Origin of the sequence: Curtobacterium sp. BH-2-1-1 (assembly GCF_001806325.1) — a bacterium.
Classification (GTDB): domain Bacteria; phylum Actinomycetota; class Actinomycetes; order Actinomycetales; family Microbacteriaceae; genus Curtobacterium.
In genome coordinates this window covers 122,918-147,461 of sequence record NZ_CP017580.1, presented here as the reverse complement: position 1 = coordinate 147,461, position 24,544 = coordinate 122,918, and the positions used below count along the sequence as shown (strand labels likewise).

The following is a 24,544-nucleotide window of genomic DNA, read 5'->3' as shown; positions in this document are numbered from 1 at the left end:
GCATGCGCAGCGCCACCAGGGAAGCACTGGCGTCGACGAGGGCGGTGCTCGCCGACCTCGGCGGTGCGGCCGACCTCGCCGCCGGTGCCGAGATCCTCGCCGCAGGGCGTGCGATCGCCGGTGCGCCGCAGCTGCTCGGTCTGCTGTCCGACCCGACGGCCGACCCGGCCGGCAAGAAGGTGGTCCTCGACCGCGTCTTCGCCGGCCAGTCGGCCGCGACGCGTGCGGTCCTGACCGCGGTGGCCGGCTCGCGCTGGTCCTCGCACCAGGACCTGCTCGTCGGCATCGAGGACGCGGGCATCCGCGCCGTCGCCGCCACGGCAGCGTCCGGCACGCCCATCGAAGCCGAACTGTTCTCCTTCGAGACCGCCGTCCGTTCGGACGCCGACCTCGAGCTGGCGCTGGGCACCAAGCTCGGCAGCCCGTCGGAGAAGAGCGCCCTCGTCGAGCGGCTGCTCGGCGGCAAGGCATCGGAGCAGACCATCGTGATCCTGTCGCACCTGGTGCAGCAGCCGCGTGGTCGTCGCATCGGTGAACTCGTCCGCGACGCCTCGCGCATCGTGGCCGAGCAGGCCGGCAAGCTCGTCGCGACGGTCATCACCGCGACGCCGCTCACGGACGGTCAGGCGGCTCGCGTCGCCCGTGCCCTCGCGGAGCAGCACGGCAAGGGCATCAGCATCAACCACGTGGTCGACCCCTCGGTCGTCGGCGGGGTCCGGGTGCAGATCGGCGGCGACGTCATCGACGGCACCGTGTCCACGCGGCTCTCGGAGCTCCGGCTCCAGCTCGCCGGCTAGGCGTACCGTCGAAGCCGCTCCTCCCAAGTCCACAACGGGAACTGCCGAGTCAGGCAGCGTCACCCTCTCGGAGCCGAAGGGCCCCGGAAACCAACAAGGAAAATCCCATGGCAGACATCACCATCAGCCCCGATGAGATCCGTGATGCCCTGAAGGACTTCGTCTCGAACTACGAGCCGACGAAGGCCTCCACGGCCGAGGTCGGGCACGTCATCGACGCCGGCGACGGCATCGCGCACGTCGAGGGCCTCCCCGGCGTCATGGCGAACGAGCTCATCCGCTTCGAGGACGGCACGCTCGGCCTCGCGCAGAACCTCGACGAGGACGAGATCGGCGCCATCGTGCTCGGCGAGTTCGCCGGTGTCGAAGAGGGCCAGGAAGTCACCCGCACGGGCGAGGTCCTCTCGGCTCCCGTCGGCGACGGCTTCCTCGGTCGCGTCGTCGACCCGCTCGGCGCCCCGATCGACGGTCTCGGCGAGATCCCGGCCGAGGGTCGTCGTGCCCTCGAGCTGCAGGCGCCCGGCGTCATGTCCCGCAAGTCGGTGCACGAGCCGCTCCAGACCGGCATCAAGGCCATCGACGCGATGATCCCCGTCGGCCGCGGTCAGCGTCAGCTGATCATCGGCGACCGCCAGACCGGCAAGACGGCCATCGCGATCGACACGATCATCAACCAGAAGGCCAACTGGGAGTCGGGCGACGAGGACAAGCAGGTCCGCTGCATCTACGTCGCCATCGGTCAGAAGGGCTCCACGATCGCCTCCGTCAAGGGTGCGCTCGAGGACGCCGGCGCGATGGAGTACACCACCATCGTCGCCGCCCCGGCCTCCGACCCGGCCGGCTTCAAGTACCTCGCCCCGTACACCGGCTCGGCCATCGGCCAGCACTGGATGTACCAGGGCAAGCACGTCCTGATCATCTTCGACGACCTGTCGAAGCAGGCCGAGGCCTACCGTGCGGTGTCGCTCCTCCTGCGTCGTCCGCCGGGCCGCGAGGCCTACCCGGGTGACGTCTTCTACCTGCACTCCCGCCTGCTGGAGCGTTGCGCGAAGCTGTCCGACGAGCTCGGCGCCGGTTCGATGACGGGTCTCCCGATCATCGAGACGAAGGCGAACGACGTCTCGGCGTACATCCCGACCAACGTCATCTCCATCACCGACGGCCAGATCTTCCTGCAGTCGGACCTGTTCAACGCGAACCAGCGTCCGGCCGTCGACGTGGGCATCTCGGTGTCCCGCGTCGGTGGTGACGCGCAGGTCAAGTCGATCAAGAAGGTCTCCGGCACGCTCAAGCTCGAGCTCGCGCAGTACCGCTCGCTCGAGGCCTTCGCGATGTTCGCGTCCGACCTCGACCAGGCGTCGCGTCGTCAGCTGGAGCGCGGTGCCCGTTTGACCGAGCTCCTCAAGCAGCCGCAGTACTCGCCGTACCCGGTCGAGGAGCAGGTCGTCTCGATCTGGGCCGGCACGAACGGCAAGCTCGACGAGGTCCCCGTGGCCGACGTCCTGCGCTTCGAGTCGGAGTTGCTCGACCACCTGCGTCGCAACTCGGACGTCCTGACGACGCTCCGTGAGACGAACCAGCTAAGCGACGACACCGTCGCCGAGATGACCAAGCAGATCGACGAGTTCTCCAAGAGCTTCCAGACGAGCGACGGCAAGACGCTCGGGTCCGAGCAGTTCGAGGCCGCCTCGGCCGACGACGTCGACCAGGAGCAGATCGTCAAGGGTCGTCGCTAGATGGCAGCGCAGGTCCGGGTCTACCGACAGCGAATCAAGTCCGCGAAGACCACGAAGAAGGTCACTCGCGCGATGGAGTTGATCTCGGCGTCGCGGATCCAGAAGGCGCAGGCCCGCATGGCCGCGTCGGGTCCGTACTCGCGGGCCGTGACGCGTGCGGTGTCGGCCGTGGCGACGTTCTCGAACGTCGACCACGTGCTGACCACCGAGCCGGAGTCGTCGACGCGTGCAGCCGTCGTGCTGTTCACGTCGGACCGCGGCCTGAACGGTGCGTTCAGCACGAACGTCCTCAAGCAGGGCGAGGAGCTCGCCTCCCTGCTCCGCAGCGAGGGCAAGGACGTCGTGTTCTACCTGGTCGGGCGCAAGTCCGTCGGGTACTTCGCGTTCCGTGAGCGCGAGTCGGAGCAGCAGTGGGTCGGCAACACCGACCAGCCGGAGTTCTCGACCGCGAAGTCGATCGGTGACGCCGTCGTGGCGAAGTTCCTGCAGGACACGGCCGAGGGTGGCGTGGACGAGATCCACATCGTCTTCAACCGCTTCCTGAGCCTCGCCACGCAGGAGCCGCAGGTCGTCCGGCTGCTCCCGCTCGAGGTCGTCGAGGGGGTCGAGGCACCGTCGAACGACGAGCCGCTCCCGCTCTACGAGTTCGAGCCGGACGCCGACGCGGTGCTCGACGCGCTGCTCCCGGTCTACATCGAGAGCCGCATCTTCAACGCCATGCTGCAGTCGGCTGCTTCCGAGCACGCCGCCCGGCAGAAGGCGATGAAGGCGGCGAGCGACAACGCCGACTCGCTCATCCGCGACTTCACGCGTCTCGCGAACAACGCCCGACAGGCCGAGATCACCCAGCAGATCTCCGAGATCGTCGGCGGCGCCGACGCCCTCTCGTCGAAGAAGAAGTAGTCCGCGTCGTTCGCGGACAGTTACCCACCCTCAGGAAGGCACCAGCCATGACCGACACCGCAACCACCGCGGTCGAGACGTCGTCGGCGCCCGGTGTCGGCCGGATCGCCCGTGTCACGGGCCCCGTCGTCGACATCGAGTTCCCGCACGACGCCATCCCCGAGATGTACAACCTCCTGTTCACGACCATCACCATCGGTGACTCGTCGCAGGAGATCGGCCTCGAGGTCGCGCAGCACCTCGGCGACGACCTCGTCCGCGCCATCTCCCTGAAGCCGACCGACGGTCTGGTCCGTGGCCAGGAGGTCCGTGACTCGGGCGCTCCGATCTCGGTCCCCGTCGGCGACGTCACCAAGGGCAAGGTCTTCGACGTGCTGGGCAACGTGCTCAACACCGACGAGAAGCTCGAGATCACCGAGCGCTGGCCGATCCACCGCAAGGCCCCGGCCTTCGACCAGCTCGAGTCGAAGACCTCCATGTTCGAGACCGGCATCAAGTCGATCGACCTCCTCACCCCGTACGTGCAGGGTGGCAAGATCGGCCTCTTCGGTGGTGCGGGCGTCGGCAAGACGGTCCTCATCCAGGAGATGATCCAGCGCGTCGCGCAGGACCACGGTGGTGTGTCGGTGTTCGCCGGTGTCGGCGAGCGCACCCGTGAGGGCAACGACCTCATCGGCGAGATGGAAGAGGCGGGCGTCTTCGACAAGACCGCCCTCGTGTTCGGCCAGATGGACGAGCCGCCGGGAACGCGTCTGCGCGTGGCCCTGTCGGCGCTGACGATGGCGGAGTACTTCCGCGATGTCCAGAAGCAGGACGTGCTCCTCTTCATCGACAACATCTTCCGCTTCACGCAGGCCGGCTCCGAGGTCTCCACGCTGCTCGGTCGCATGCCGTCCGCGGTGGGCTACCAGCCCAACCTCGCCGACGAGATGGGTGTGCTCCAGGAGCGCATCACCTCGACGCGTGGTCACTCGATCACCTCGCTGCAGGCGATCTACGTGCCGGCTGACGACTACACCGACCCGGCGCCGGCGACCACGTTCGCGCACCTCGACGCCACGACCGAGCTGTCGCGTGAGATCGCTTCGCAGGGTCTCTACCCGGCGATCGACCCGCTGACGTCGACCTCGCGGATCATGGACCCCCGTTACCTGGGTGCCGACCACTACGAGACGGCCACGCGCGTCAAGCAGATCCTCCAGAAGAACAAGGAACTGCAGGAGATCATCGCCATCCTCGGTGTCGACGAGCTCTCCGAAGAGGACAAGATCACGGTCGAGCGCGCTCGTCGTATCCAGCAGTTCCTCTCGCAGAACACGTACATGGCGAAGAAGTTCACGGGCGTCGAGGGTTCGACCGTCCCGCTGAAGGACACCATCGAGTCCTTCCGCGCCATCGCCGACGGCGAGTTCGACCACGTGGCCGTGCAGGCCTTCTTCAACGTCGGTGGCATCAACGACGTCGAAGAGAAGTGGGCGCAGATCCAGAAGGAGAACCGCTGACATGGCGGCACTCACCGTGAGCGTCGTCTCGGCCGACCGCGAGGTCTGGTCGGGCGACGCCACCATGGTCGTCGCTCGCACGACGGAGGGCCAGATCGGTATCCTCGCGGGACACGAGCCGCTGCTCGCGACCCTCGCGCAGGGACAGGTCCGCATCACCCGAGCCGACGGCTCGACGGTGGCGGCGGACGCCGAGGACGGCTTCCTGTCGGTCGAGCACGACACGGTCACGATCGTGGCGCGGCAGGCCGCGCTGGCGTCCTGACCGGACTGACCGTCCTCCTCCCGCCTTCGGAGACGAAGCGGGAGGGCGGGGACACGGACCGCACGCTCGACCTGCGTGCGCTGTCGTTCCCGGAACTGGCTGCTGAACGGGCCGCGGTGATCACCGCGGCCCGTTCCGTCAGTTCCGAGGAGTCCTCGGCCCGGACGGCGCTGAAGCTCGGCCCGAAGTCGATCGGGGAGCGGTTCCGCAACCTCGAGCTCGACACGTCGGGCACGATGCCGGCGATCGACCGGTACACGGGTGTGCTCTACGACCCGCTCGGTTCGCTCGACGCGGACGCTGCGACGCGCGCGTGGTGGTTCGAGCACGTGGTCGTGCAGTCCGCGATGTTCGGCCCCGTCCGCGGTGGCGATCTCGTCCCGGCCTACCGGCTCTCCCACGACTCTCGGCTCGGCCCCGTCCGGCTCGCGTCGCACTGGCCGGAGCCGTCCGCCCGGGTGCTCGCGGCGCACACGGCGGACGGGCTGGTGCTCGACCTGCGTTCCGAGGGGTACCGGCAACTCGGCCCCGTCGCGGGCGCGGTCGTCCCGCGCGTCGTGAGCATCGACGGTTCCGGTCGGCGCAAGGCGTTGAACCACTGGAACAAGACCGCGAAGGGTCGCCTGGTCGCGCTCCTCGCCCGGACGGGCGCGGCGGTCACGACGACGGCCGAGCTGGTCGACTGGGCCGGCGCGCACGGCGTCGTCCTCGAGGAGCACGACGGCTCGTGGGACCTCGTCGCGGAGAGCCTCGAGCCCGCGACGGTCTGATCCCGGGTCCGCCCCGCTCGTCCTCCACAGGACGGGCGGGGCGGTCGCGTTCCACAGATGCCCCGGTCGGCGGGTCCAGGAGGCGCGGCGTGCGTTTCGATGACGTGCATGATCCCCGTCACGACACGAAGCCACCCCGACGCCGCAGTGCGCTACCCGCGCGAGATCGCGGCCGCCGTCACCCTCCCCGCCGCCTGCGCGGCCCTCGTCGCGCCCGGCGACGCACCGTCGTCGCGTGGTGCGTCGATCGCCGTCGTCACGGCCTGCGGAGCACTGGCGACCCGGCTCGCGGTGATCCGGTTCCTCGCCGAGCCCGGGCCGATCGAGCCCCGCGCGGTGGCCGCCTTCGACCCCTTCTCCGACCCGACACCGCCGGCGCTGTGCGGGTTCGGTCCCGAGCCGGACCGGGCGCGACTCCGGACCGCCGGCGACCGGTGCGCCGATGCCTGGCGGCACTGGCGTGCGGAGGACCCGTCGGCCGACTCGGCTGCCGGCGCCGCGGGGGCGTTGGCCGTGGCGGCGTGGTGCTCCTGGGCGCTCGGGTCCGCCGCGCGGGCACAGACGCGGGCGCAGCACGCCCTCGACACCCGGGCGGACGATCCGTTGGCGGGCCTGGTGCTGCGCTCGGTCCGGGCGGGGAGCGGTCCCGCGTGGGACCGTGGATGACGGTCGGCGGACAGGATCGTCTACGGTTGTCTCGACCACGCTTGGAGGGCTCGGGTGCGCGACGACGACATCGACGACACGGTCGTCCGTCGACCCCGCGCCGCCGCGTCCAACGAACCGGTGCACGCGTCGGTGGACGACCTGTTGGGCGACACCGTGATCCGTCCGGTCCCGCCAGTCCCCGGTGCGTCCCGACTCCCGGGCGCTCCGACCGCCGACTCGGTCGACGACACGGTGATCCGCCCGGTGCCGCCGTTGCCGGCCGCGCCGGTGGTGCACGGCGTCTCGGAAGCGCAGGACATCGACGACACGGTGATCCGTCCGGTGCCGCCCGTGCCGGGTGCGCGGGTCGCTCCGGCGACCGGTTCGCTCGACGACACGGTGCTGCGGCCCGGTCGCGCGCCGCGCCCGGGGGACGGGTCGATCGACGACACCGTGGTCGGGGCCCGGACACACCCCACCACCCAGGGCGGGACGCGCGTCGGGGGCGAGCCGCGCCTCCCGTCCGACGTCTCCGCACCGGCGACCAGGGTGCCGTCCGTGCGGATCGGCGACCGCGTCATCCGACTCGACCACCCCGTCATCGTCGGCCGGCGGCCCGCGCTGCCGCGGATCCTGCGCGGTCCGGCTCCCGAACTGGTGTCCGTCCCGTCATCGAGCGGCCAGGTGTCGTCGTCGCACGTGATGCTGCACGCCGAGGGCGAAGCCGCCGTGGTCGACGACCTCCGGTCCACCAACGGGACCGTGGTGCGGCCCGCCGGGTCGGCGCCGTTCCGGATGCCGGCGGGTGCGTCGAACGTCGTGCTGACGGGTACGGTTGTCGAGATCGGTGACGGCAACGTGATCGAGGTCCTCTCGCCACACCTGCGGGTCGCACCGTCGTCGAGGGACCTCCCACCCCTTCCCACGTGGCCGACCGACCCACCCGCCGGCACGCCCCGAACCCCCAGAGAGCGATCCTGAAACGTGACCGAACTCGGCCGAGCAGCGACTGCGCACGCCATCGACGTCCCCGGTGCCGACGGCGCCACCCTGACGCTCTCGTGGGGAGCCGCGACCGACGTCGGTCGGCGCCGTGACCACAACGAGGACAGCTACATCGTCGGGGCGCCCTTCTTCGTCGTCGCCGACGGGATGGGCGGCCACCTCGCGGGCGACCGTGCGAGCGACGCCGTGGTCCGCCGCCTCGAGCAGGCGACGGAGAGCGCGTTCACGACGCGGCAGTCAATCCAGCGGGCGCTCCTGCTCGCCACCGCCGACATCGAGCGCGCAGCGGGCGGCAACGCGATCGGCGCCGGGACGACCGTCACCGGCATCGCGCTCGTCGCCGCGCAGGGACAGCCGGCCGCGCTCGTCTTCAACGTCGGCGACTCCCGGACCTACCGGATCGAGGGCGGCGTCCTCCGACGCGTCACCGTCGACCACTCGGTCGTGCAGGAGATGGTCGACGCCGGCCTCCTCCGCGCCGAGGATGCCGAGCGGCACCCGGACAGCAACGTGATCACGCGGGCCGTGGGCTTCGGCGAACCGCCGGAGCCGGACTGGTGGACCCTGCCGCTCCGTGCGGGGGACCGGTACATCGTGTGCTCGGACGGGCTCACCAAGGAACTCGGCGACGCCGGGATCGCCCGGATCGCCGCACGCGTGCCGGCGGCGCAGGACCTCGCCGAGCGTCTGGTGGGCGACGCGGTCGTCGCGGGCGGTCGGGACAACGTGACGGTCGTCGTCCTCCAGGTGGACGACGCCCCGGACGACGGCGACGTGGAGGACACGCTGCCGCGGCACTGAGTGCCCCCCGAACTGGGGGACGGGTGACCTCGGGCTGCGCGCAGTGTGCGGAATGTCGGTCACCCACGGTTCGTACAATGGCATGGCCGTGACGAGAGAGCTGGCCGCTCGGCCGGGGAGGAGGGGACGATGGCGCGACGCCTGCCGTCCACCCCGCCCGTCATCGCGGGCTTCAGCCCCGTGCACGTCCTCGGTTCCGGCGGCTTCGCGGACGTCTTCCTCTACGAGCAGGACATGCCGCGCCGGCAGGTCGCCGTGAAGATCCTGCTCGACGAGGTCGTGGACGACCGCGTCCGGCAGATGTTCCAGGCCGAGGCGAACCTGATGGCGCGACTCAGCACGCACCCGTCGATCCTCACGGTGTTCCAGGCGAGCGTGGCCTCCGACGGCCGGCCGTACTTGGTGATGGAGCTCTGCTCGTCATCCCTCAGCGAGCGGTACCGCCGCGAGCCGATCCCCGTGTCCGAGGTCCTCGCGATCGGCATCCGCATCGGATCCGCGCTCGAGACCGCGCACCGTGAAGGCGTGCTGCACCGCGACATCAAGCCGTCGAACATCCTGCTCACGGCGTACGGCAACCCGGTGCTGTCCGACTTCGGCATCGCGGCGACCATCGGCGAGGCCGACCCCGACGAGCCGATCGGCATGTCGATCCCGTGGTCCGCGCCCGAGGTGCTCATCGACGAGTCCCGCGGCACGGTCCAGTCCGAGGTCTACTCGCTGGCGGCGACGGTCTTCTCCCTGCTCGCGGGCCGGAGCCCCTTCGAGGTCCGAGGCGGCAAGAACGGCGCGGCCGACCTCATGGGGCGCATCGACAAGGGCGGTGTGAAGCCCACCGGGCGGACCGACGTCCCGCCGTCGCTCGAGCGGCTGCTCGCATCCGCGATGTCGCGCAAGGTCGCCGGACGGCCGTCCACCGTCATGGAGCTCGTCCGTGGCTTCCAGCAGGTCGAGGCCGAGCTCGGTATCCCGCAGACCTCGGCGGACGTCGCGGTCGAGGCGTGGGCCGTCGCGACGCCGACACCGCACGGTGACCGGACGATGATCCGCGAGCTGCAGCCCCCGACCCGCGTGGGTGCACGTCGGCGCACGCGCAAGGCGCTGCAGGGCGGATCGGCGGGGGCCGCGGCGCAGAGCGTCGGCACCGTCCACCGCACCGGCTCCGTCACGCGCGCCCGCCGCCGCACGCGGTCGACGTTGGTCTGGGCGACCTCGATCGCGGTCGTGGTGGTCGCCGCACTCGCCGTCGCCACCGTGCTCGTCATCGGTCGCCTCGGCTCCGGCGCGATCCCGGTGGTCGCCGACGTGCGCGCCGAGCCGTCACCGTCGTCCGTGACCTTCACCTGGGCCGACCCGGGCCTGCGCACGGGGGACACCTACGTCATCTCGTCGAACGGTGCGGCGAGCCAGCAGACCGGCACCAGCTTCGTCGTCTCGGGTCAGAAGGGCGACGAGGAGTGCATCGCCGTCGCGGTCAACCGTGACGGCAAGACCGGGGTCGCGAGCGCCCAGAAGTGCGCCACGATCGGGAGCGCCGGGTGATCCGGGCGTTCCTCGAGAAGCACCGTTCCGCAGCGGTGACGGTCGGCGCCTCGGTCGTCGTCGGCGCGGTCGTCGCCACCGCGGCCATCGCGTCGACCGGGTACCACACGCAGCGGGTCGACCTCGGTGACGGCACCGTGTGGGTGCCGTCCGCCGAGTACGGTGCGGTCGGCCGGGCGAACACCGGCGTCCTGCAGCTCAACACCGCCGTCGAGACCGCGAGCGACGACCTGTCCGTCCTGCAGCGCGGCTCCACGGTCTACAGCGTCGACGAGACGAAGGGCACCGTCGCGAAGGTCGACGTGGCCGACGCCACGGTGGCCGACCCGGTCACGCTGCCGGCCGGCACGCCGCAGGTCTTCTTCGCAGGGTCAACGGCGGTCATCGGCAACGGGGACACCGGCGAGCTCTGGGCGACCCCGGCGAAGGACCTCGGTGAATTCGATGCGTCGACGAAGGCCGACCTGACGCTCGGCGCCGACGCCGTCTTCGACGCCTCGGACGACCACGTCGCCGTCTACTCGCCGAAGACCGGCACCGCCGCACTCGTCGACGTCGGCACCACGCCGACGGTCGCGAAGCGTTGGACAGTGAAGATGGACCGCGCCGACGACTTCCAGGTCGCGTCCTTCGGGGACCACCTGGCCGTGCTCGACCGCAGCTCGGGCCGGATGTCGGTGGACGGTCGCACGGTCGACCTCGGTGACCGCGTCGGCAGTGCACCCGCCCTGCAGCACTCGACGGACAGCTCGTCCGAGGTCGTCGTCGCCGGCACCGCCGGGCTCGTCCGTGTCTCGGCATCCGGCGACGTCAGCAACACTGCGATGCAGGTCTCCGGTCGTGCGGCACGACCGATGGTCGTCGGCTCCTGCACGTACGCGGCGTGGGCCGGCGGGCAGGCGATCGACACCTGCAAGGGGTCCGGCCTGCAGCGACTCGCGAGCACCGCGGGCACCGGGGACCTGCAGATCCTGCACAACGGCGAGACGGTCGTCGCGAACGACCCGCAGAGCGGGCGCGCCTGGGCGATCGACCGGAGCGGACAGCTCATCGACAACTGGGCCGACCTCATCAAGAAGGACGAGGACCAGCGGCAGGAGCAGGTGTCCGACGACGACCCCGAGGTCGAGAAGGACCAGAAGCCGCCGGTGGCGGTCGACGACGACCTGGGCGCTCGTCCGGGACGCACCACGAGCCTCCCGGTCCTGCTGAACGACTACGACCCGAACGGCGACCCGATCGTCGTGAGCGAGGTCGGGAAGATCGACGACGCCGTCGGCGACGTCGCGATCGTCGGCGACGGCCAGCGCCTCCAGATCACGCTGTCCGGCCGCGCCACCGGGACCGTCTCCTTCCCCTACACGATCACGGACGGCAACGGCGGGTCGGACACCGCCACCGTCCGGGTGACCGTCCGCCCCGACTCCGAGAACGACCCGCCCCGACAGGTCCGCGACACCTCGGCCGACGTCGTGCAGAACGGGCACGTCGTCTCGAACGTGCTCGGTGACTGGGTCGACCCCGACGGCGACCCGGTGTACCTCAAGTCGGCGACCGCGGCCGACGGGGACCGGGTGTCGACGACGCCCGACGGGCTCCTCGACTACCGGAACGCGAGCGCGCGGACCGGTGACCGCGCCGTGCAGCTCGTCGTGAGCGACGGGCGTGCGGACGGTCGGGGCTCGGTCACGGTCCACGTGGCGAAGCAGGGCAGCGTGCCGCTCTACGCCGACCCGTTCCCCGTGCAGGGGTACGCGGGCAAGGCGTTCACGGTGGACCCGCTCGACCACGTCCGCGGCGGGAACGGCACCGTCACGCTCACGAGCGTGTCGTCGTCGACCGGCCTCACCGTCACCCCGAGCTACGACTCCGGCACGTTCCGCGTGCAGGGCGCCGGCGCGGGGGACCACCAGCTCGAGTACACCGTGACCGACGGCACGAAGACGACGAGCGGCATCGTGCGGGTCACGATCCTCGCGCCGCCGGACGCCTCGACCGCGCCGATCACGACGCCGAAGACCGTGTTCGTCAACACCCTGTCGACGAAGGACACCGACGTCACCGCCACCGACATCGACCCGGCCGGCGGCGTGCTGCTCGTGACCGCGCTCGACGGTCCGGGCCGTGGTTCCGGGGTCGAGGCGAGCATCCTCGACCAGCACACCGTCCGGGTCACGCTCACCGCGCCGCTCGACGGTCCGGTCTCCTTCGGCTACACCGAGACGAACGGACTCGCCTCGGCGACCGGCACGATAACGGTCGTCGAGATCCCGAAGCCGGACCGGATCCAGCCGCCCGTGGCGCAGCCGGACACCGCGACCGTGCGGGTCGGCGACGTGGCGAACATCGACGTGCTCGACAACGACACCCAGCCCGAGGGGGAGCCGCTCACGCTGCAGCCCGACCTCGTGCAGAACGTCCCCGGCGACGGTGGCCTGCTGTTCGTCTCGGGCGACCACCTGCGGTACCTCGCCCCGAAGACCCCGGGCAACTACACCGCCGTGTACCGGGTCGCCGGGCCCGACGGCCAGTACGCCGACGCGACCGTCTCGATCTCGGTGCGCGAGCAGGACGCCGCGACGAACAACCCGCCCGTCCCGCAGACGGTGACCGCGCGGGTCGTCGCCGGGCAGTCCGTCCGGGTGTCCATCCCGTTGAACGGGATCGACCCCGATGGTGACTCGGTGCAGCTCGTCGGTGTCGCGTCGAACCCCGACAAGGGCTCCGTCGCCGACGTGTCGTCCGACTCGCTGACGTACGAGGCCGGCGACTACTCCGCTGGCACCGACGAGTTCACGTACACGGTCGTCGACGCGCTCGGCGCCCGTGCGACCGGCACCGTGCGCGTCGGCATCGCACCCCGCGCCGAACAGGCGTCGAACCCCGTCGCCGAAGCCGACCACGTGACCATCCGGCCCGGCGGCTCGGTGACCGTCCGCGTCCTGCAGAACGACTCCGATCCCGAGGGTGGCCAGCTCACCGTCACGAAGGCCGAGCCCACCGCCGAGTCGGTCTCCGCCAAGATCCTGCAGAAGCAGCAGATCCGGGTCACACCCCCGAAGACCGCGAAGAACGGCGACTACGCGGTGCTGTACACGGTGACGAACGAGAACGGCGGGGCGAGCACGGCCTTCCTCACCGTCACGGTCGACCCCGACGCCCAGCCGCTGCGGCCCGAGGTCGACGACACCACGCTCGACCTGCAGGACATCCTGCACCGGCAGAGCGTCACGGTCGACGTCCTCGAGAACGTCTTCTTCGCCGAGGGGACCACGGCCGACCTGAAGGTCGGTGTCGTCGACGGCTACGGCGACAACGCCCGCACCACCGACGACGGGCGCATCGTCGTCCGGCTCTCCGACGACTCGCAGGTGATCCCGTTCTCGGTCGCCCGCGTCGACCACCCGGACATCGTCTCCTACGGGTTCATCCACGTGCCCGGCTTCGACGACGCCCTGCCGCAGGTCAACCGGACCGCCGGTGCCATCACGGTGAAGAGCGAGGCGACGGTCCGGATCCCGCTGTCGAAGTACGTCGTCACGGCGAACGGGCAGACCGCCAAGATCACCGACCGGGGCACGGTGAAGGCGACGCACGCGAACGGGCAGAGTCTCGTCGTCGACTCCTCGACGCTGCAGTTCACCTCGTCGAAGCTCTACTACGGCAACGCCTCCATCTCGTTCGAGGTCACCGACGGCTCGAACGCCAACGGCGGCAAGGGACGCGTCGCGACGCTCGTGCTGCCGGTCAAGGTCACGCCCCGGTCCAACCAGCCGCCGGCGTTCACCGGCTCCGCCGTCGACATGCAGCCGGGGGAGTCGCGCACAATCGACCTCAGCAAGCTGACCGACTACCCGTACCCGCAGGACCTCCCCGAGCTCAAGTACTCCGTCGTCAGCAAGCCGAGCGACGGCACCACCGCCACGATCAGCGGGCAGAACCTGACGATCAAGGTCGCCGACACCGCGAAGAAGAACACGAGCGCCTCGATCGGGATCGGGGTCGCCGACGACGCCAACGCCGGCCGGTCCGGGGTCGTGAGCGTCGACGTCGTCGCCTCGACGCGGCCGCTCGTGCAGCCCGGGGCGGACAAGTCGGTCACGAAGCGTGGCCAGACGACCACGATCGACGTCCTCGCCAACGACCAGCCCACGAACCCGTTCCCTGGCCAGCGGTTGCGCGTCGTGAACATCCGCGGCCTCGGCGGCGGGCTTCCCGGCGGCGTGACCGTCACGCCGAGCGCCGACAAGTCGCGGCTGCAGGTCAGTGTCTCCGACAGTGCGAAGCCCGTCGACACGCACCTGCAGTACCAGGTCGCCGACGCCACCGACGATCCGGACCGGTACGTGTGGGGCGACGTGACGATCTCGGTGCAGGACGTCCCGGACGCACCCGGTGCTCCCACCCGCACCGGATCGTACGAAGGCGGGCAGGCGACCCTGACGTGGTCGACGCCGCAGGCGAACAACTCGCCCATCACCGGGTACCGCCTGCAGGGCACGAACGGGGTGTCGAAGGACTGCGGTACGGCGACGGTCTGCACGATCAAGGGGCTCGACCCGAAGGGCTCGTACCAGTTTTCCGTCGTGGCCACGAACGCCGTCGGCGACTCGGCTGCCTCCGCGAACTCCGCGCCGATCAGCGCCGACTTCGTCCCGGCGCCGCCCACCGGCATCAGCGTCACCCCGAGCAAGAGCACGCCGAACCAGCTCGACGTGACCTGGAACGCGGTCGCGGCGCCGAACAACGGCAGCGCCGTGGACAACTACGTCGTCTCGATCGAGGGGCCGGACCTGTCGACGACCCGCAGCACGGGCACGGCCACGAACACGTCCTTCACCGGTGCGCAGAGCGGGGCCCAGTACACGGTGACGGTGTCCGCCCGGAACGGCGCCGACCGCAACGGGACCGTGGTGCAGTGGAACTCCGCTTCGGCCACCGGCTCCGCCGTGGGCGTGCCGGGCAAACCGACCAACGTCTCCGCCGTGGCGGGGAAGAACCCGGACCGGGACGGCAAGTCGTCGGTCACCATCACGTGGAGCGCCGCCGACCTCGCCGGCGGGACGAGCGGCTCCTACAACGCGTTCCGTGGCGCGCAGAGCGACTGCACCGCCCGAGGCTCGCTCGGCCAGACGAGTCCCGCCAGTGACTCCGGCGTCGGCGGCGGGACGGCGACCTACTCGGTGACCGTCTGGAACGGCTACTTCTGCAACGCGCAGACGACGACCACCCAGACCTACGAACGCCCTTCGGGTACCTCCACTCCTGCGGTCTTCCTCACGTCGGACAGCTCCTCGACCCCGGACGTGGTCGTCGCCGCTCCGACGACCCCGGTCGACCATTACCAGCTGGAGGTGGGCGGCGCTCCGATCACGCTGCAGCCCGGGCAACGGTGGAGCGGGGTGCCCGGTGACGGTGCCCGGAACGTCGCCGTCGCGATGACACTGCGCGCGTGCGGGAGCCCCGGCTCGAACTTCTGCACGACGGACGACGGCTCCTCGTACACCGCGAACATCGCCGCGCTCGACGCGACGTCCTCGGTGACGAGCGCGCAGCTGACCAAGTCGATCACGGTGAGCGGGCCGACGTCCTCGGCGGTGTCCGTGCGGTACACCGCCTACTGGTACTCGACCGACGACGGTAGCGGCTTCCCGCGGACGGACTCGTGGGACGCGGGTGCTGCCGCTCCACAGCCGCCGGACGACCTGCTCTTCACCGCGAAGTCGGTCCGAGTACGCGCAGAGGTGACCTTCAACGACAACGGGGCGCTGACGACGAACGGCGACTACTCACCGTTGGCGGCCGTCGCTCCGGCGCCCGCTGACTCCGGAAACGCGGCGGGCAACTGAGCAACTCACGGGACACGCCCTACGCTGCCCAGTAGCGCTCGCCCGATCACTTCCCCCGACGGCAACCGACCATCCCCGAGAACGAGGAACGACACCGCATGAGCATGACCCCGGAGCAGGCCACCTGGTTCGCCGACGTCGCAGGCCGCATCGTGACCAACGTCGAGCAGGTGCTCCTCGGGAAGACGTTCGTGATCCGCCTCGCGGTCACGGCGATGCTCAGCGAGGGTCACCTGCTGCTCGAGGACGTCCCCGGCACGGGCAAGACGAGCCTGGCGCGGGCGATGGCACAGAGCGTGCAGGGCTCGACGAACCGCATCCAGTTCACGCCGGACCTGCTGCCGGGCGACATCACGGGTATCAGCGTCTACGACCAGAAGACCCAGGAGTTCGACTTCCACCGGGGCCCGATCTTCTCGAACATCGTGTTGGCTGACGAGATCAACCGTGCGAGCCCGAAGACCCAGTCGGCCCTGCTCGAGGCGATGGAGGAGTCCGCCGTCACGGTCGACGGCGTGAACCACCGACTCGCGGCGCCGTTCATGGTGATCGCGACCCAGAACCCCGTCGAGCAGGCCGGCACGTACCGCCTGCCGGAAGCCCAGCTCGACCGCTTCCTCATGAAGGCGTCGATCGGGTACCCGGACCACGCCGCGACGGTGAAGATCCTCGAGACGTCGTCGGCGCCGTCGAGTTCGGTGCCGCTCGCGAGTGTCGTGCCCGCGGCGACGATCACCGAGATGGCGACGCTGGCGCGCTCGGTCCACGTCGACCCGGTGATCGCCGATTACGTGGCCCGACTGGTCGACGCGACCCGCTCAGCGAGCGAGGTCCGGCTCGGCGTCAGCGTCCGCGGTGCGATGGGCCTCATGCGCGCCTCCCGCGTCTTCGCGGCGTTGGCCGGTCGCCACTACGTCACGCCGGACGACGTGAAGGCACTCGCGGTGCCGATCCTCGCGCACCGCCTGGTCCTCGACGCCGAGGCCGAGTTCGACGGCGTCAGCGCCACGAGCGTCATCGCACAGTTGCTGGTCGAGACCCCGCCGCCGGCGGACCGGGCCGGGTCGTGACCGACCGCCGGCCCGTCTCGACGCGCTCGCGCCGTCCGTCCTCGACGCGGTCGCGTCGCGGCTCGACGGCCTACGAGCGCACCGGGACGGTCGCCGGCCTCACGAACGTCCGGACGCGCCTGGTGGGCGACCGTGACGGCGTGGCAGCGGACGCGGTCGTCGGTCTCGCCAGGGCCTGGTCGACGGCCTGGAGGCTCGTCAAGCGTGGGTGGGCAGAGGTCTCGTCCGTGGTCACCGGCCTCGGGTGGACCGTCGCGGCGCTCACGCTGGTCGCGTTCGTGCTCGGCTACCGGTTCGGCCTGCGCGAGGTCGTCGTCGTGGGCTTCGCGGGGGCGCTCCTCGTCGTCGTCGCTGCGGTCGCGCTCATCGGTCGTTCGCGGCTCGTGATCCGGATGCGCCTGCCGCAGCACCGGGTGGCGGTGGGCGATGCCGCCGGCGTGGTGGTCACGGCGGAGAACCCGGTGCGGTTCCCCTCGGTCCCGACGACGGTCGAGGTGCCGGTCGGGTCCGGGCTGGTGGACGTGGCGATCCCGTCGATCGGCCCGCGCGGCACGTTCGAGCGCGAGGTCCCGGTGCCGACGGTCCGGCGCGGCGTGCTCGACGTCGGTCCGGTGACCGGTGTGCGAGCGGACCCGGTCGGCCTGGTCCGGCGCGAGATCGTCTGGACGGCCCGGGAGCAGGTCATCGTGCACCCGCGGACGATCGCGATCCCGTCGACGAGCACCGGCCTGGTGCGGGACCTCGAGGGGCAGGCGACGACCGACCTGTCGCCGTCCGACATCGCCTTCCACGCCATCCGGGAGTACATGCCCGGTGACGACCCCCGCACGATCCACTGGAAGTCCACGGCGAAGTCCGGTGCGCTGATGGTGCGCCAGTTCGAGGACACCCGCCGGTCGCACCTCGTTGTGGCCCTCGGCCTCTCACGTGCCGAGTTCGCCGACGACGAGGAGTTCGAGCTCGCGGTGAGCGCGGCAGCGTCGCTCGGCGCACGCGCGATCCGCGACGGCCGCGAGGTCACCGTGGTGGTGTCGGAGCGGACGCCGGAGTTCGCCAAGCGCCCCGTGTACGCCGTGCACCCGCTGCCCACCGTGACGCCCACCCGCCTGCTCGACGACTTCGCGTCCGTCGGACTCGCCGACGCCTGCCTGCCGATCGCCGAGGTCGCGCGCATCGTCGGCACCGACACCGCGGGCATCTCCGTGGCCTTCCTGGTGGTGGGCTCGACGGTCGAGCTGCCGGCGCTGCGACTGGCCGCGACGCGGTTCCCGGTCGGCGTCGAGGTCGTCGCCGTGATCTGCGAACCCGAGGCCCAGCCCCGGTTCCTGCGTGTGGCGGGCCTGACGGTGATGACGATCGGCTACCTCGACGACCTCCGCCACGCGCTGCACCGATCGGCGTCGGCCGCATGAGCGTCGCAGCGGGCCCGGACACCCGGGCACGGAAGACGGTCCGGCGCGATGCCCGCCGTGTCGCTCGCCGCCTCTCGCCCTTCCGGCTGGTGGGTGGCACGCTCGCGGTGTGGCTCGTCCTCGCCGTCGCGAGCGTCGCCTGGTGGCCCGTCTACCGCGACGACGCGATGATCGTCGCCGCCGTCACCGCGGTGGTGTTCGGCACGCTCGTCGCGCTCCTGGGCACGGTGTTCCGGCTGCCCACCGCGGTCGTCGCCGTCGCCACGGTCGCAGCGTTCGCGCTCACCGGAGTGCCAGCAGCGGTGCCGGGCGAGGCGAACGGGATCCTGCCGACCGGCCAGGGACTCGTCGACCTGTTCGCCGGCGTCGCCCTCGGCTGGAAGCAGCTGGTGACCATCAGCCTGCCGGTCGGCTCCTACGAGTCGTTGCTCGTGCCGTACTTCGCGACGTTGCTCGTCGCCACGGTGACCGGCGTGAGCGTGGCGACCCGCGCCTCCAGGCAGGAACTCGCCAGCATCCCGGCGCTGGTGGTCTTCGCAGCCGGTGTGGTCGTCGGACCCGGTCGGCTCGACACGTCGATCGTGACGGCCGTCGCGCTCACCGGGATCGCGCTGGTGTGGGCGCTGACGGTGCGGCACGCACGGCGTGCCGTCGCCGTCGCGACGACCATCGGGTCCCGGGTGCCGGTGGCGCGTTCGGTGATCCGGCCGGCGCTCGTCGGGACGGGGACCATCGTCGCCGCGGCGGTCGTCGCGACCGGACTGGGGCTCGTCGCTCCGCCGTCCGTCGGCCGGACCGTCGCCCGGACCGACGTGGTGAAGCCTTTCGACCCGCGGGACTACGTCAGTCCGCTCAGCGGTTTCCGCGCCTACGAGGAGGACACCGCGTCGAACACGCCGCAGCTCACGGTCACGGGGCTGCCGGAGAACGGGTTCGTCCGGATCGCCACGCTCGACACCTACGACGGGGTCGTCTACCGCGTCGGTGGGTCGGACGGATCGACGGCGTCCGGGACCTTCGAGCGCGTCCCGACCTCGGTCGACGTCCGGGGCGTCGAGGGGACGACCGTGCGCGTCGGTGTCCGGGTCGACGGGTACAGCGGGGTGTGGCTGCCGACGGTGGGCGACCTCGAACGGGTCGAGTTCACCGGGTCCGGCGCCGAGAAGGAGCGCGGCGCGTTCTTCTACAACGGCTCCACCGCGACCGGAGCGGTCGTCGGTGGCGTCGGTGACGGCACCCGGTACGACCTGACCGCCGTCGTGCCGGACCAACCGACGGACGAGCAGCTCGCGTCCGCACGCCCGGGGAGCGCCTCGGTGCCGACGCCGCGGTCGGTCCCCGACGCGGTGCGGGACACCGTGGACGCCTACTCCGGCGATGCCGACACCGACGGTGCGAAGCTCGTGGCGATGGTGCAGGCGCTCAAGCGCAACGGGTACGTCAGCCACGGCGTCGGCGACGACCGAGCGAGTCGTTCCGGGCACGGTGCCGATCGCATCCAGGAGCTCCTGACGTCGCCGCTGATGATCGGCGACCAGGAGCAGTACGCTGCCGCGGCGGCGCTGATGGCGGACCAGCTCGGCTTCCCGGCGCGCGTGGTCATGGGGTTCACCGCCGGCGGCGACGCGGGCGGCGGAGCGGGCCGGAGCGCGACCTCGGGCGGGACGACGACGTTCCGCGGGTCCGACGTCACCGCGCGGGTCGAGGTCGACACGGCGCAGTGGGGGTGGGTCATGATCGACCCGAACCCCGCCGTCCGTGAGATCCCGGACGAGCAGCAGCAGACGCCGCAGCCGGTCACGCGCCCGGAGACGGTCGTGCCGCCGCCCCCGGCCGAGCAGCAGGACCAGTCGCAGCAGGCGCCGCCGCAGAGCGACCGCAACACGCCTCCGGTGCAGCCGCTCTGGTTGCAGATCCTGCTCGCCGTGCTGCCGTGGGCCCTCGGGGTGCTGGGGCTCGCCGCGCTCGTGCTGCTGCCGTTCGGCGTCATCGTGCTGCTCAAGCGGATCCGTCGTCGTCGCCGGCGCCGAGCCCCGACGCCACGTGCCCGGATCGTCGGGGCATGGGACGAGTACCGCGACGCCCTGGTCGACCGGGGTCACGAGGTCGCGCGGGCAGCGACCCGCCGCGAGGCCGTCGTGGGAGCTCCGGGGGAGGGCGGCACCGGACTCGCGGCGTTGGCCGACCGGTCCGTCTTCGGGCCGAGCGAGGCCGACGGCACCGCTGCCGACCGGATGTGGTCGGCGACGGACGACGCGATCACGAGCCTGCGGGCCGGTCGGACCCGCAAGGAACGGATCCGCGCGGCGGTGTCCCTGCGCTCGCTCCGTGTCGTCGACGCCACCCGGTCTGCGCGGGCATCGGTCGCCTCCGCGGTGACGGTCCGAGGCCGACGCTCCACAGGTGGCGAGGGAGCCGCTGGGGGGCGCGACTACGATGGCGTGCAGGCCGGCGAGCGTCGTGGACGGCCGAGTGAGGACAGGCGGAACACGTGATCAGATGCGAACACTGCGGATCGACGCTCCCGGACGGAGCCATCTTCTGCGGTGAGTGCGGACGCGCCGTGACCGCTGCGGCGAGTCGGCGCCCGGTCGCGACGCCCCCCGTCGAGCAGGCACCGCCGCCGCCGCTCCAGCAGCCGGACCTGCACGGACGCCGTCAGGACCCGGCAGCCGAGGCCTGGCTGCCCGAATCGACCCTCGACCCCGCGACCCGTGCCTGGCTGACGGGTGCGGACCGTGGTGGCGAGCAGCAGCCCGCGGCCGTGCCGGTCGAGCGTCCCGACGACTTCACGCCCCGGACGGCACCGAGCCACGTGCACGGGAGCGGTTCCGGGCTGACCGACTGGTCCGGGCAGCAGCCGGGTGGGGTCGGCCCGTCGGAGCCCGCCCGTCCGGCGGAGCCGTCGGAGCCGTCCCAGCCCGACGAGCCGATCGCTCCGCGTGCGCCGGAGGTGCCGTTCACCCCGCAGCCGCCCGAGCCGCCGCTCGACCCGGACGCGTACCCGTCCGACGCCGACGCGGCGGAATCGAACGCCGTCTCGGCCTCCGCCTCGCCAGAGGGGGAGGACCCCGAGGTCACCCGCATCGCCGAGCGCCCAGCCGCCCAGCGCTGGGCGCCACCAGCAGAGCAGGCCGCTGCACCGGCGCCGTCCGGGCCCTCGTGGTGGGTCGGACGATCTACGGCTGCGAACGACTCCGCTGCGGACGCGGCGGACGTGACCCCCGACACCGCCGGTGCTCCGGACGCGGTCGTCTCCCCGCCGCAGCCCGGTGACACCGCGGTCGTCGAGCCCTTGGTCGACCGACGCCCGCCGCGCCCGGCGCCGCTGGTCACTCCGGGCTCGCAGGCGACGACGTGCCACGTGTGCGGGCACCGTCTCGAGCCCGACGACATCTTCTGCGCCGAGTGCGGCGCCGTGCGGCCCGCCGTGACCGCGGCGTTCACCGGACCCATCGTGCCGCTCCCGATGGACCGACCCGACTGGGCGGCGGACGACGCAGCCGAGACTCCCGACGACGCGGTTGACGTTCCGGACGACGAGCTCACCGACGACGACGTCGCCGAGGTGTCGGACGACGCTGCTCCGGACGTCGTGCGTGACGGCGATGCGCTGCCGGAGCCTGCGGTCGCCGACGACGGCGACGAGGGCGCCGAGGGCTCCGCCGGTGTGCTCCCCTCGTGGGTGAACGGTGGCGGCGACGGTGCACCCGCCGGTGACACCCCGCCCCGACCGCGCGGTCTGCACGCGGCCCCGGAGCCCGAGTCACCGGCCGTCGACACACCCTTCGTCCCGCCCGCTCCCGGTTCCGCGACCGTCCCGTCGTCGGCACCCTCAGCACAGGACAGCGGCGCGATCGGAGTACCGATGGCCGCGCCGCTGCCGCCGCTGCCCGGGGTGGCCGGTGCCGCGCTGCCGGCACCGTCGACGATCGACGCTCCGACGAGCGCCGACGGCGACCTCGAGGACGACGTCGACGAGACCCGCATCGTCTCCGCGACCCCGACCCACGCACCCTTCGTGCTGCACTTCAGCACCGGGGAGCGCTTCGGCGTGCACGGCACCGGCCTCGTCGGACGACTCCCGCGCCCCCAGCCCGGGGAACGGTTCGACGACCTGCTGACCGTCCACGACCCGGGCAAGTCCGTGTCGAAGACACACCTCGAGCTGGGGCGCGACGGCGACGACCTGTGGGTGTCCGACCGGTTCTCGGGCAACGGCACCGTCGTCCGGCACATCGATGGGTCGATCCGTCGCTGCGAGCCGGGCCGCCGCTACCGGGTCGAGCGCGGCGCGCGGGTGGACATCGGGGAGCAGTTCTTCCTCGTCCAGTGAGGGCGGGGGAGTTCTCCACAACGGTGTGATCGTCCGCGCTCTCCACAGTTCGGTGGCTGAGCGTCGGTGGCACCGGGGTCGTGTGGTGCTCTGGAGGCATGACCCCCTTCACCGCCCGCTGCACCCTGGTGGGCGCAGCGGTGGTGCTGCTCGTGGTGGGGCTCGTCGTGCCGGTCGAGTGGCCGTCGCGCGCGGTGCTCCTCGCAGCGGCGGGGTGTTGCGCGGTGCTCGACGTCCTCGTGGTCCCCGCGACCAGGGTCCGTCCCTCCCGCGGCGCCGAGTGCGGGGCGGACGTGGCGGTCCTGTTTCCGACACCGTTCGGACAGCCGGGCACCGTGGACGGGGCCGTCGGGACGGGGACGCACCGGCGGCCCATCGTCCTCGGCACGGCGTCGAACGGCCGCGAGCTCGCCGTCGACGATCGGTCGCGGCCCCACATCGTCGTGATCGGGTCCGGCGTGCTCGCGCTGGCGGTGTTCCGGGCCGTCGTGTCGCAGGTCCGCGCCGCGGCTGGTCCGGACGACGAGGTCCGAGCCGCGTGCGGCGCCGAAGCGCGCGCGGTGGTGGCTGCGGGGGCCGATCACTGCCCGGCGATGCCCTCCGGCACGGCCGCCGTCGTGGTCGACCGCCCAGCCCGCACAGCGAGCCCGAACGGCCCAGCCCACGCAGCGAACGGCGGCCACCCGGACCGGGCGTGCCCGCCGACCCGCACGACCGTGGTCCTCGTACCCGGCCTCAGCGTCCTGCCCCGGCACTGGGACGTCGCCGTCGAGGTCACCCGCCACGGATGCACCGTCCGACACCCGCACGAACGGCGGGGTACCCCCGTGGCACCGGCACTGCCGCAACTGCAGGACGAACCCGGATGACCCCGGCACAGGGCCACCCCACGAACCCGCCCTCAGCGCAGCCCGGACCCCGCCCGCAGCGTCCCCACCGGCACCCCGCCACCGAGCACCCGCTCGCCCGTGGCCGCCATGACGTCCGCGACCCCCGCCGCGTCCACGATGCCGTTGCGCTCGAGCAGCGTGAGGGCCGCGAGCGTCCCGGACCGCTGCGCGCCGTCGAGGGTCTTGACCGCGACCGCTGCACCACCGGGCAGCCCCATCACCATGACGCCCTCGGCGCCGAGCTTCGCCAGCACCCGGAGTCGTTCGATCGTCACCGTGTTCGCCCGTCCGATGCCGTCGATGGCCCAGGGGTGGTCGAGCACCGCATCGGTGAGCGCTGCCGTGTCGGACTCGGCCCGCGCGACGACACCGGCGAAGCCCCGGGCGAGTCCGGCAAGCGTCAGGGGGAACACCGGGGCCCCGCACCCGTCGGTCCCGACGACGTCGACGGTCTCGTGGGTGAACCCCTCGACGGTCTCGCGGACGCGCTGCTGCAGCGGATGCGCCATCTCGAGGTAGGTCTCCTCGTCCCAGCCGTTCACCCGGCACGCCGCGAGCATGCCCGCGTGCTTGCCGGAGCAGTTCATCGCGAGGCGCCTCGGCTCGGTCATGGTGCGGGCGGTGGCGCGGTCGAACGGCATGTCCGGCGGGCAGCCGAGGTCCGACTCGACGTGGTCGTACGACTCGAGCATGTGCAGCGCGATGGCCTGGTGCGCGGGGGTGCCGGCGTGGCTCGCGGTGGTGAGGACGAGCTCCTCGTCGGAGAACACGGCTCCGGCGCGGCGGACCGCGAGCGCCTGGAAGGGCTTCATCGTGGAGCGGGGGTAGACGCTGGCCTGCACGTCACCGACGGCGTCGATCACGGTGCCGTCCGCGGCGACGACGACCCCGGCACCGACGTGTCGGCTCTCGTCGAACCCGTTGCGGTCGAGGACCGCCAGTTCGACCGACCCCTCGGCGGTGAGAGGATGGCGGTCAGTGTGGACGTCGGAGAGCACCGTCATGCCGCAATCGTACT

The 24,544-nt window shown here is 71.7% G+C and carries 17 protein-coding genes and 1 pseudogene; 17 read left to right on the top strand and 1 reads right to left on the bottom strand.

Annotated features, from left to right (window positions below; all coding sequences use genetic code 11):
- Positions 1 to 2: 2 nt before the first annotated feature.
- The 17 genes and pseudogenes from BJK06_RS00620 to BJK06_RS00545 all read left to right on the top strand — a co-directional run bounded on the left by BJK06_RS00620 (position 3) and on the right by BJK06_RS00545 (position 23,505).
- Complete coding sequence (locus BJK06_RS00620) at positions 3 to 797, top strand: F0F1 ATP synthase subunit delta (RefSeq protein ID WP_070416290.1); 795 nt, start codon at positions 3 to 5, stop codon at positions 795 to 797.
- 107 nt (positions 798 to 904) lie between these two features.
- Entirely contained in the window at positions 905 to 2,533 is a 1,629-nt protein-coding gene (gene atpA / locus BJK06_RS00615) for a F0F1 ATP synthase subunit alpha (protein ID WP_070416289.1), read from the top strand.
- Positions 2,534 to 3,436, top strand: a complete 903-nt coding sequence (locus BJK06_RS00610; protein WP_070416288.1) for a F0F1 ATP synthase subunit gamma — start codon at positions 2,534 to 2,536, stop codon at positions 3,434 to 3,436.
- A 47-nt stretch (positions 3,437 to 3,483) separates the two neighbouring features.
- The gene (atpD, locus tag BJK06_RS00605) at positions 3,484 to 4,938 is read left to right on the top strand and encodes a F0F1 ATP synthase subunit beta (protein WP_022905457.1); all 1,455 of its coding nucleotides are present in this window, start codon (positions 3,484 to 3,486) and stop codon (positions 4,936 to 4,938) included.
- A gap of 1 nt (position 4,939) precedes the next feature.
- Positions 4,940 to 5,203 (top strand): F0F1 ATP synthase subunit epsilon, encoded by a 264-nt coding sequence (locus BJK06_RS00600; protein ID WP_022905458.1) that lies wholly within the window; start codon positions 4,940 to 4,942, stop codon positions 5,201 to 5,203.
- Positions 5,200 to 5,973, top strand: coding sequence for a YaaA family protein (locus tag BJK06_RS00595; protein ID WP_156794714.1), 774 nt, complete (start codon positions 5,200 to 5,202; stop codon positions 5,971 to 5,973). Before BJK06_RS00600 ends, BJK06_RS00595 begins: the two co-directional genes overlap by 4 nt.
- 108 nt (positions 5,974 to 6,081) lie before the next feature.
- Entirely contained in the window at positions 6,082 to 6,639 is a 558-nt protein-coding gene (locus BJK06_RS00590) for a hypothetical protein (RefSeq protein ID WP_139202004.1), read from the top strand.
- A gap of 54 nt (positions 6,640 to 6,693) precedes the next feature.
- A complete protein-coding gene (locus BJK06_RS00585) occupies positions 6,694 to 7,602 on the top strand; it encodes a hypothetical protein (RefSeq protein WP_070416285.1) in 909 nt (302 codons plus the stop codon).
- A gap of 3 nt (positions 7,603 to 7,605) precedes the next feature.
- A complete protein-coding gene (locus BJK06_RS00580; RefSeq protein WP_070416284.1) occupies positions 7,606 to 8,427 on the top strand; it encodes a PP2C family serine/threonine-protein phosphatase in 822 nt (273 codons plus the stop codon).
- Between the two features lie 129 nt (positions 8,428 to 8,556).
- Entirely contained in the window at positions 8,557 to 9,969 is a 1,413-nt protein-coding gene (locus tag BJK06_RS00575; RefSeq protein ID WP_070416283.1) for a serine/threonine-protein kinase, read from the top strand.
- The gene (locus BJK06_RS00570) at positions 9,966 to 15,818 is read left to right on the top strand and encodes an Ig-like domain-containing protein (RefSeq protein ID WP_156794713.1); all 5,853 of its coding nucleotides are present in this window, start codon (positions 9,966 to 9,968) and stop codon (positions 15,816 to 15,818) included. Before BJK06_RS00575 ends, BJK06_RS00570 begins: the two co-directional genes overlap by 4 nt.
- 98 nt (positions 15,819 to 15,916) lie before the next feature.
- A complete protein-coding gene (locus tag BJK06_RS00565; RefSeq protein WP_070416281.1) occupies positions 15,917 to 16,888 on the top strand; it encodes a MoxR family ATPase in 972 nt (323 codons plus the stop codon).
- Positions 16,885 to 18,300: a DUF58 domain-containing protein gene (locus BJK06_RS00560; RefSeq protein WP_083294951.1), complete on the top strand. Its 1,416-nt coding sequence runs from the start codon at positions 16,885 to 16,887 to the stop codon at positions 18,298 to 18,300. Before BJK06_RS00565 ends, BJK06_RS00560 begins: the two co-directional genes overlap by 4 nt.
- Entirely contained in the window at positions 18,297 to 20,795 is a 2,499-nt protein-coding gene (locus tag BJK06_RS00555) for a transglutaminaseTgpA domain-containing protein (RefSeq protein WP_070416280.1), read from the top strand. The genes BJK06_RS00560 and BJK06_RS00555 overlap by 4 nt, the downstream gene beginning before the upstream one ends.
- Positions 20,792 to 20,836: pseudogene (locus BJK06_RS19145) on the top strand (hypothetical protein); the annotation flags it as partial. The gene BJK06_RS00555 and the pseudogene BJK06_RS19145, both read left to right, overlap by 4 nt.
- A 27-nt stretch (positions 20,837 to 20,863) precedes the next feature.
- Positions 20,864 to 22,636, top strand: coding sequence for an FHA domain-containing protein (locus tag BJK06_RS00550; protein WP_070416279.1), 1,773 nt, complete (start codon positions 20,864 to 20,866; stop codon positions 22,634 to 22,636).
- 98 nt (positions 22,637 to 22,734) lie between these two features.
- Positions 22,735 to 23,505, top strand: coding sequence for a hypothetical protein (locus tag BJK06_RS00545; RefSeq protein WP_070416278.1), 771 nt, complete (start codon positions 22,735 to 22,737; stop codon positions 23,503 to 23,505).
- Positions 23,506 to 23,537: 32 nt separating this feature from the next.
- Here the strand turns inward: BJK06_RS00545 and BJK06_RS00540 are convergent, their stop codons facing one another.
- Entirely contained in the window at positions 23,538 to 24,530 is a 993-nt protein-coding gene (locus BJK06_RS00540; RefSeq protein ID WP_070416277.1) for an asparaginase, read from the bottom strand.
- Positions 24,531 to 24,544 lie beyond the last annotated feature (14 nt).

What these genes read in the sequence shown, in the direction of transcription:
- BJK06_RS00620 (WP_070416290.1), top strand. Translation starts at nt 3, where the DNA reads ATGCGCAGCGCCACCAGGGAAGCACTGGCGTCGACGAGGGCGGTGCTC.
- atpA (WP_070416289.1), top strand. Translation starts at nt 905, where the DNA reads ATGGCAGACATCACCATCAGCCCCGATGAGATCCGTGATGCCCTGAAG.
- BJK06_RS00610 (WP_070416288.1), top strand. Translation starts at nt 2,534, where the DNA reads ATGGCAGCGCAGGTCCGGGTCTACCGACAGCGAATCAAGTCCGCGAAG.
- atpD (WP_022905457.1), top strand. Translation starts at nt 3,484, where the DNA reads ATGACCGACACCGCAACCACCGCGGTCGAGACGTCGTCGGCGCCCGGT.
- BJK06_RS00600 (WP_022905458.1), top strand. Translation starts at nt 4,940, where the DNA reads ATGGCGGCACTCACCGTGAGCGTCGTCTCGGCCGACCGCGAGGTCTGG.
- BJK06_RS00590 (WP_139202004.1), top strand. Translation starts at nt 6,082, where the DNA reads ATGATCCCCGTCACGACACGAAGCCACCCCGACGCCGCAGTGCGCTAC.
- BJK06_RS00575 (WP_070416283.1), top strand. Translation starts at nt 8,557, where the DNA reads ATGGCGCGACGCCTGCCGTCCACCCCGCCCGTCATCGCGGGCTTCAGC.
- BJK06_RS00565 (WP_070416281.1), top strand. Translation starts at nt 15,917, where the DNA reads ATGAGCATGACCCCGGAGCAGGCCACCTGGTTCGCCGACGTCGCAGGC.
- BJK06_RS00555 (WP_070416280.1), top strand. Translation starts at nt 18,297, where the DNA reads ATGAGCGTCGCAGCGGGCCCGGACACCCGGGCACGGAAGACGGTCCGG.
- BJK06_RS00545 (WP_070416278.1), top strand. Translation starts at nt 22,735, where the DNA reads ATGACCCCCTTCACCGCCCGCTGCACCCTGGTGGGCGCAGCGGTGGTG.
- BJK06_RS00540 (WP_070416277.1), bottom strand. Translation starts at nt 24,530, where the DNA reads ATGACGGTGCTCTCCGACGTCCACACTGACCGCCATCCTCTCACCGCC.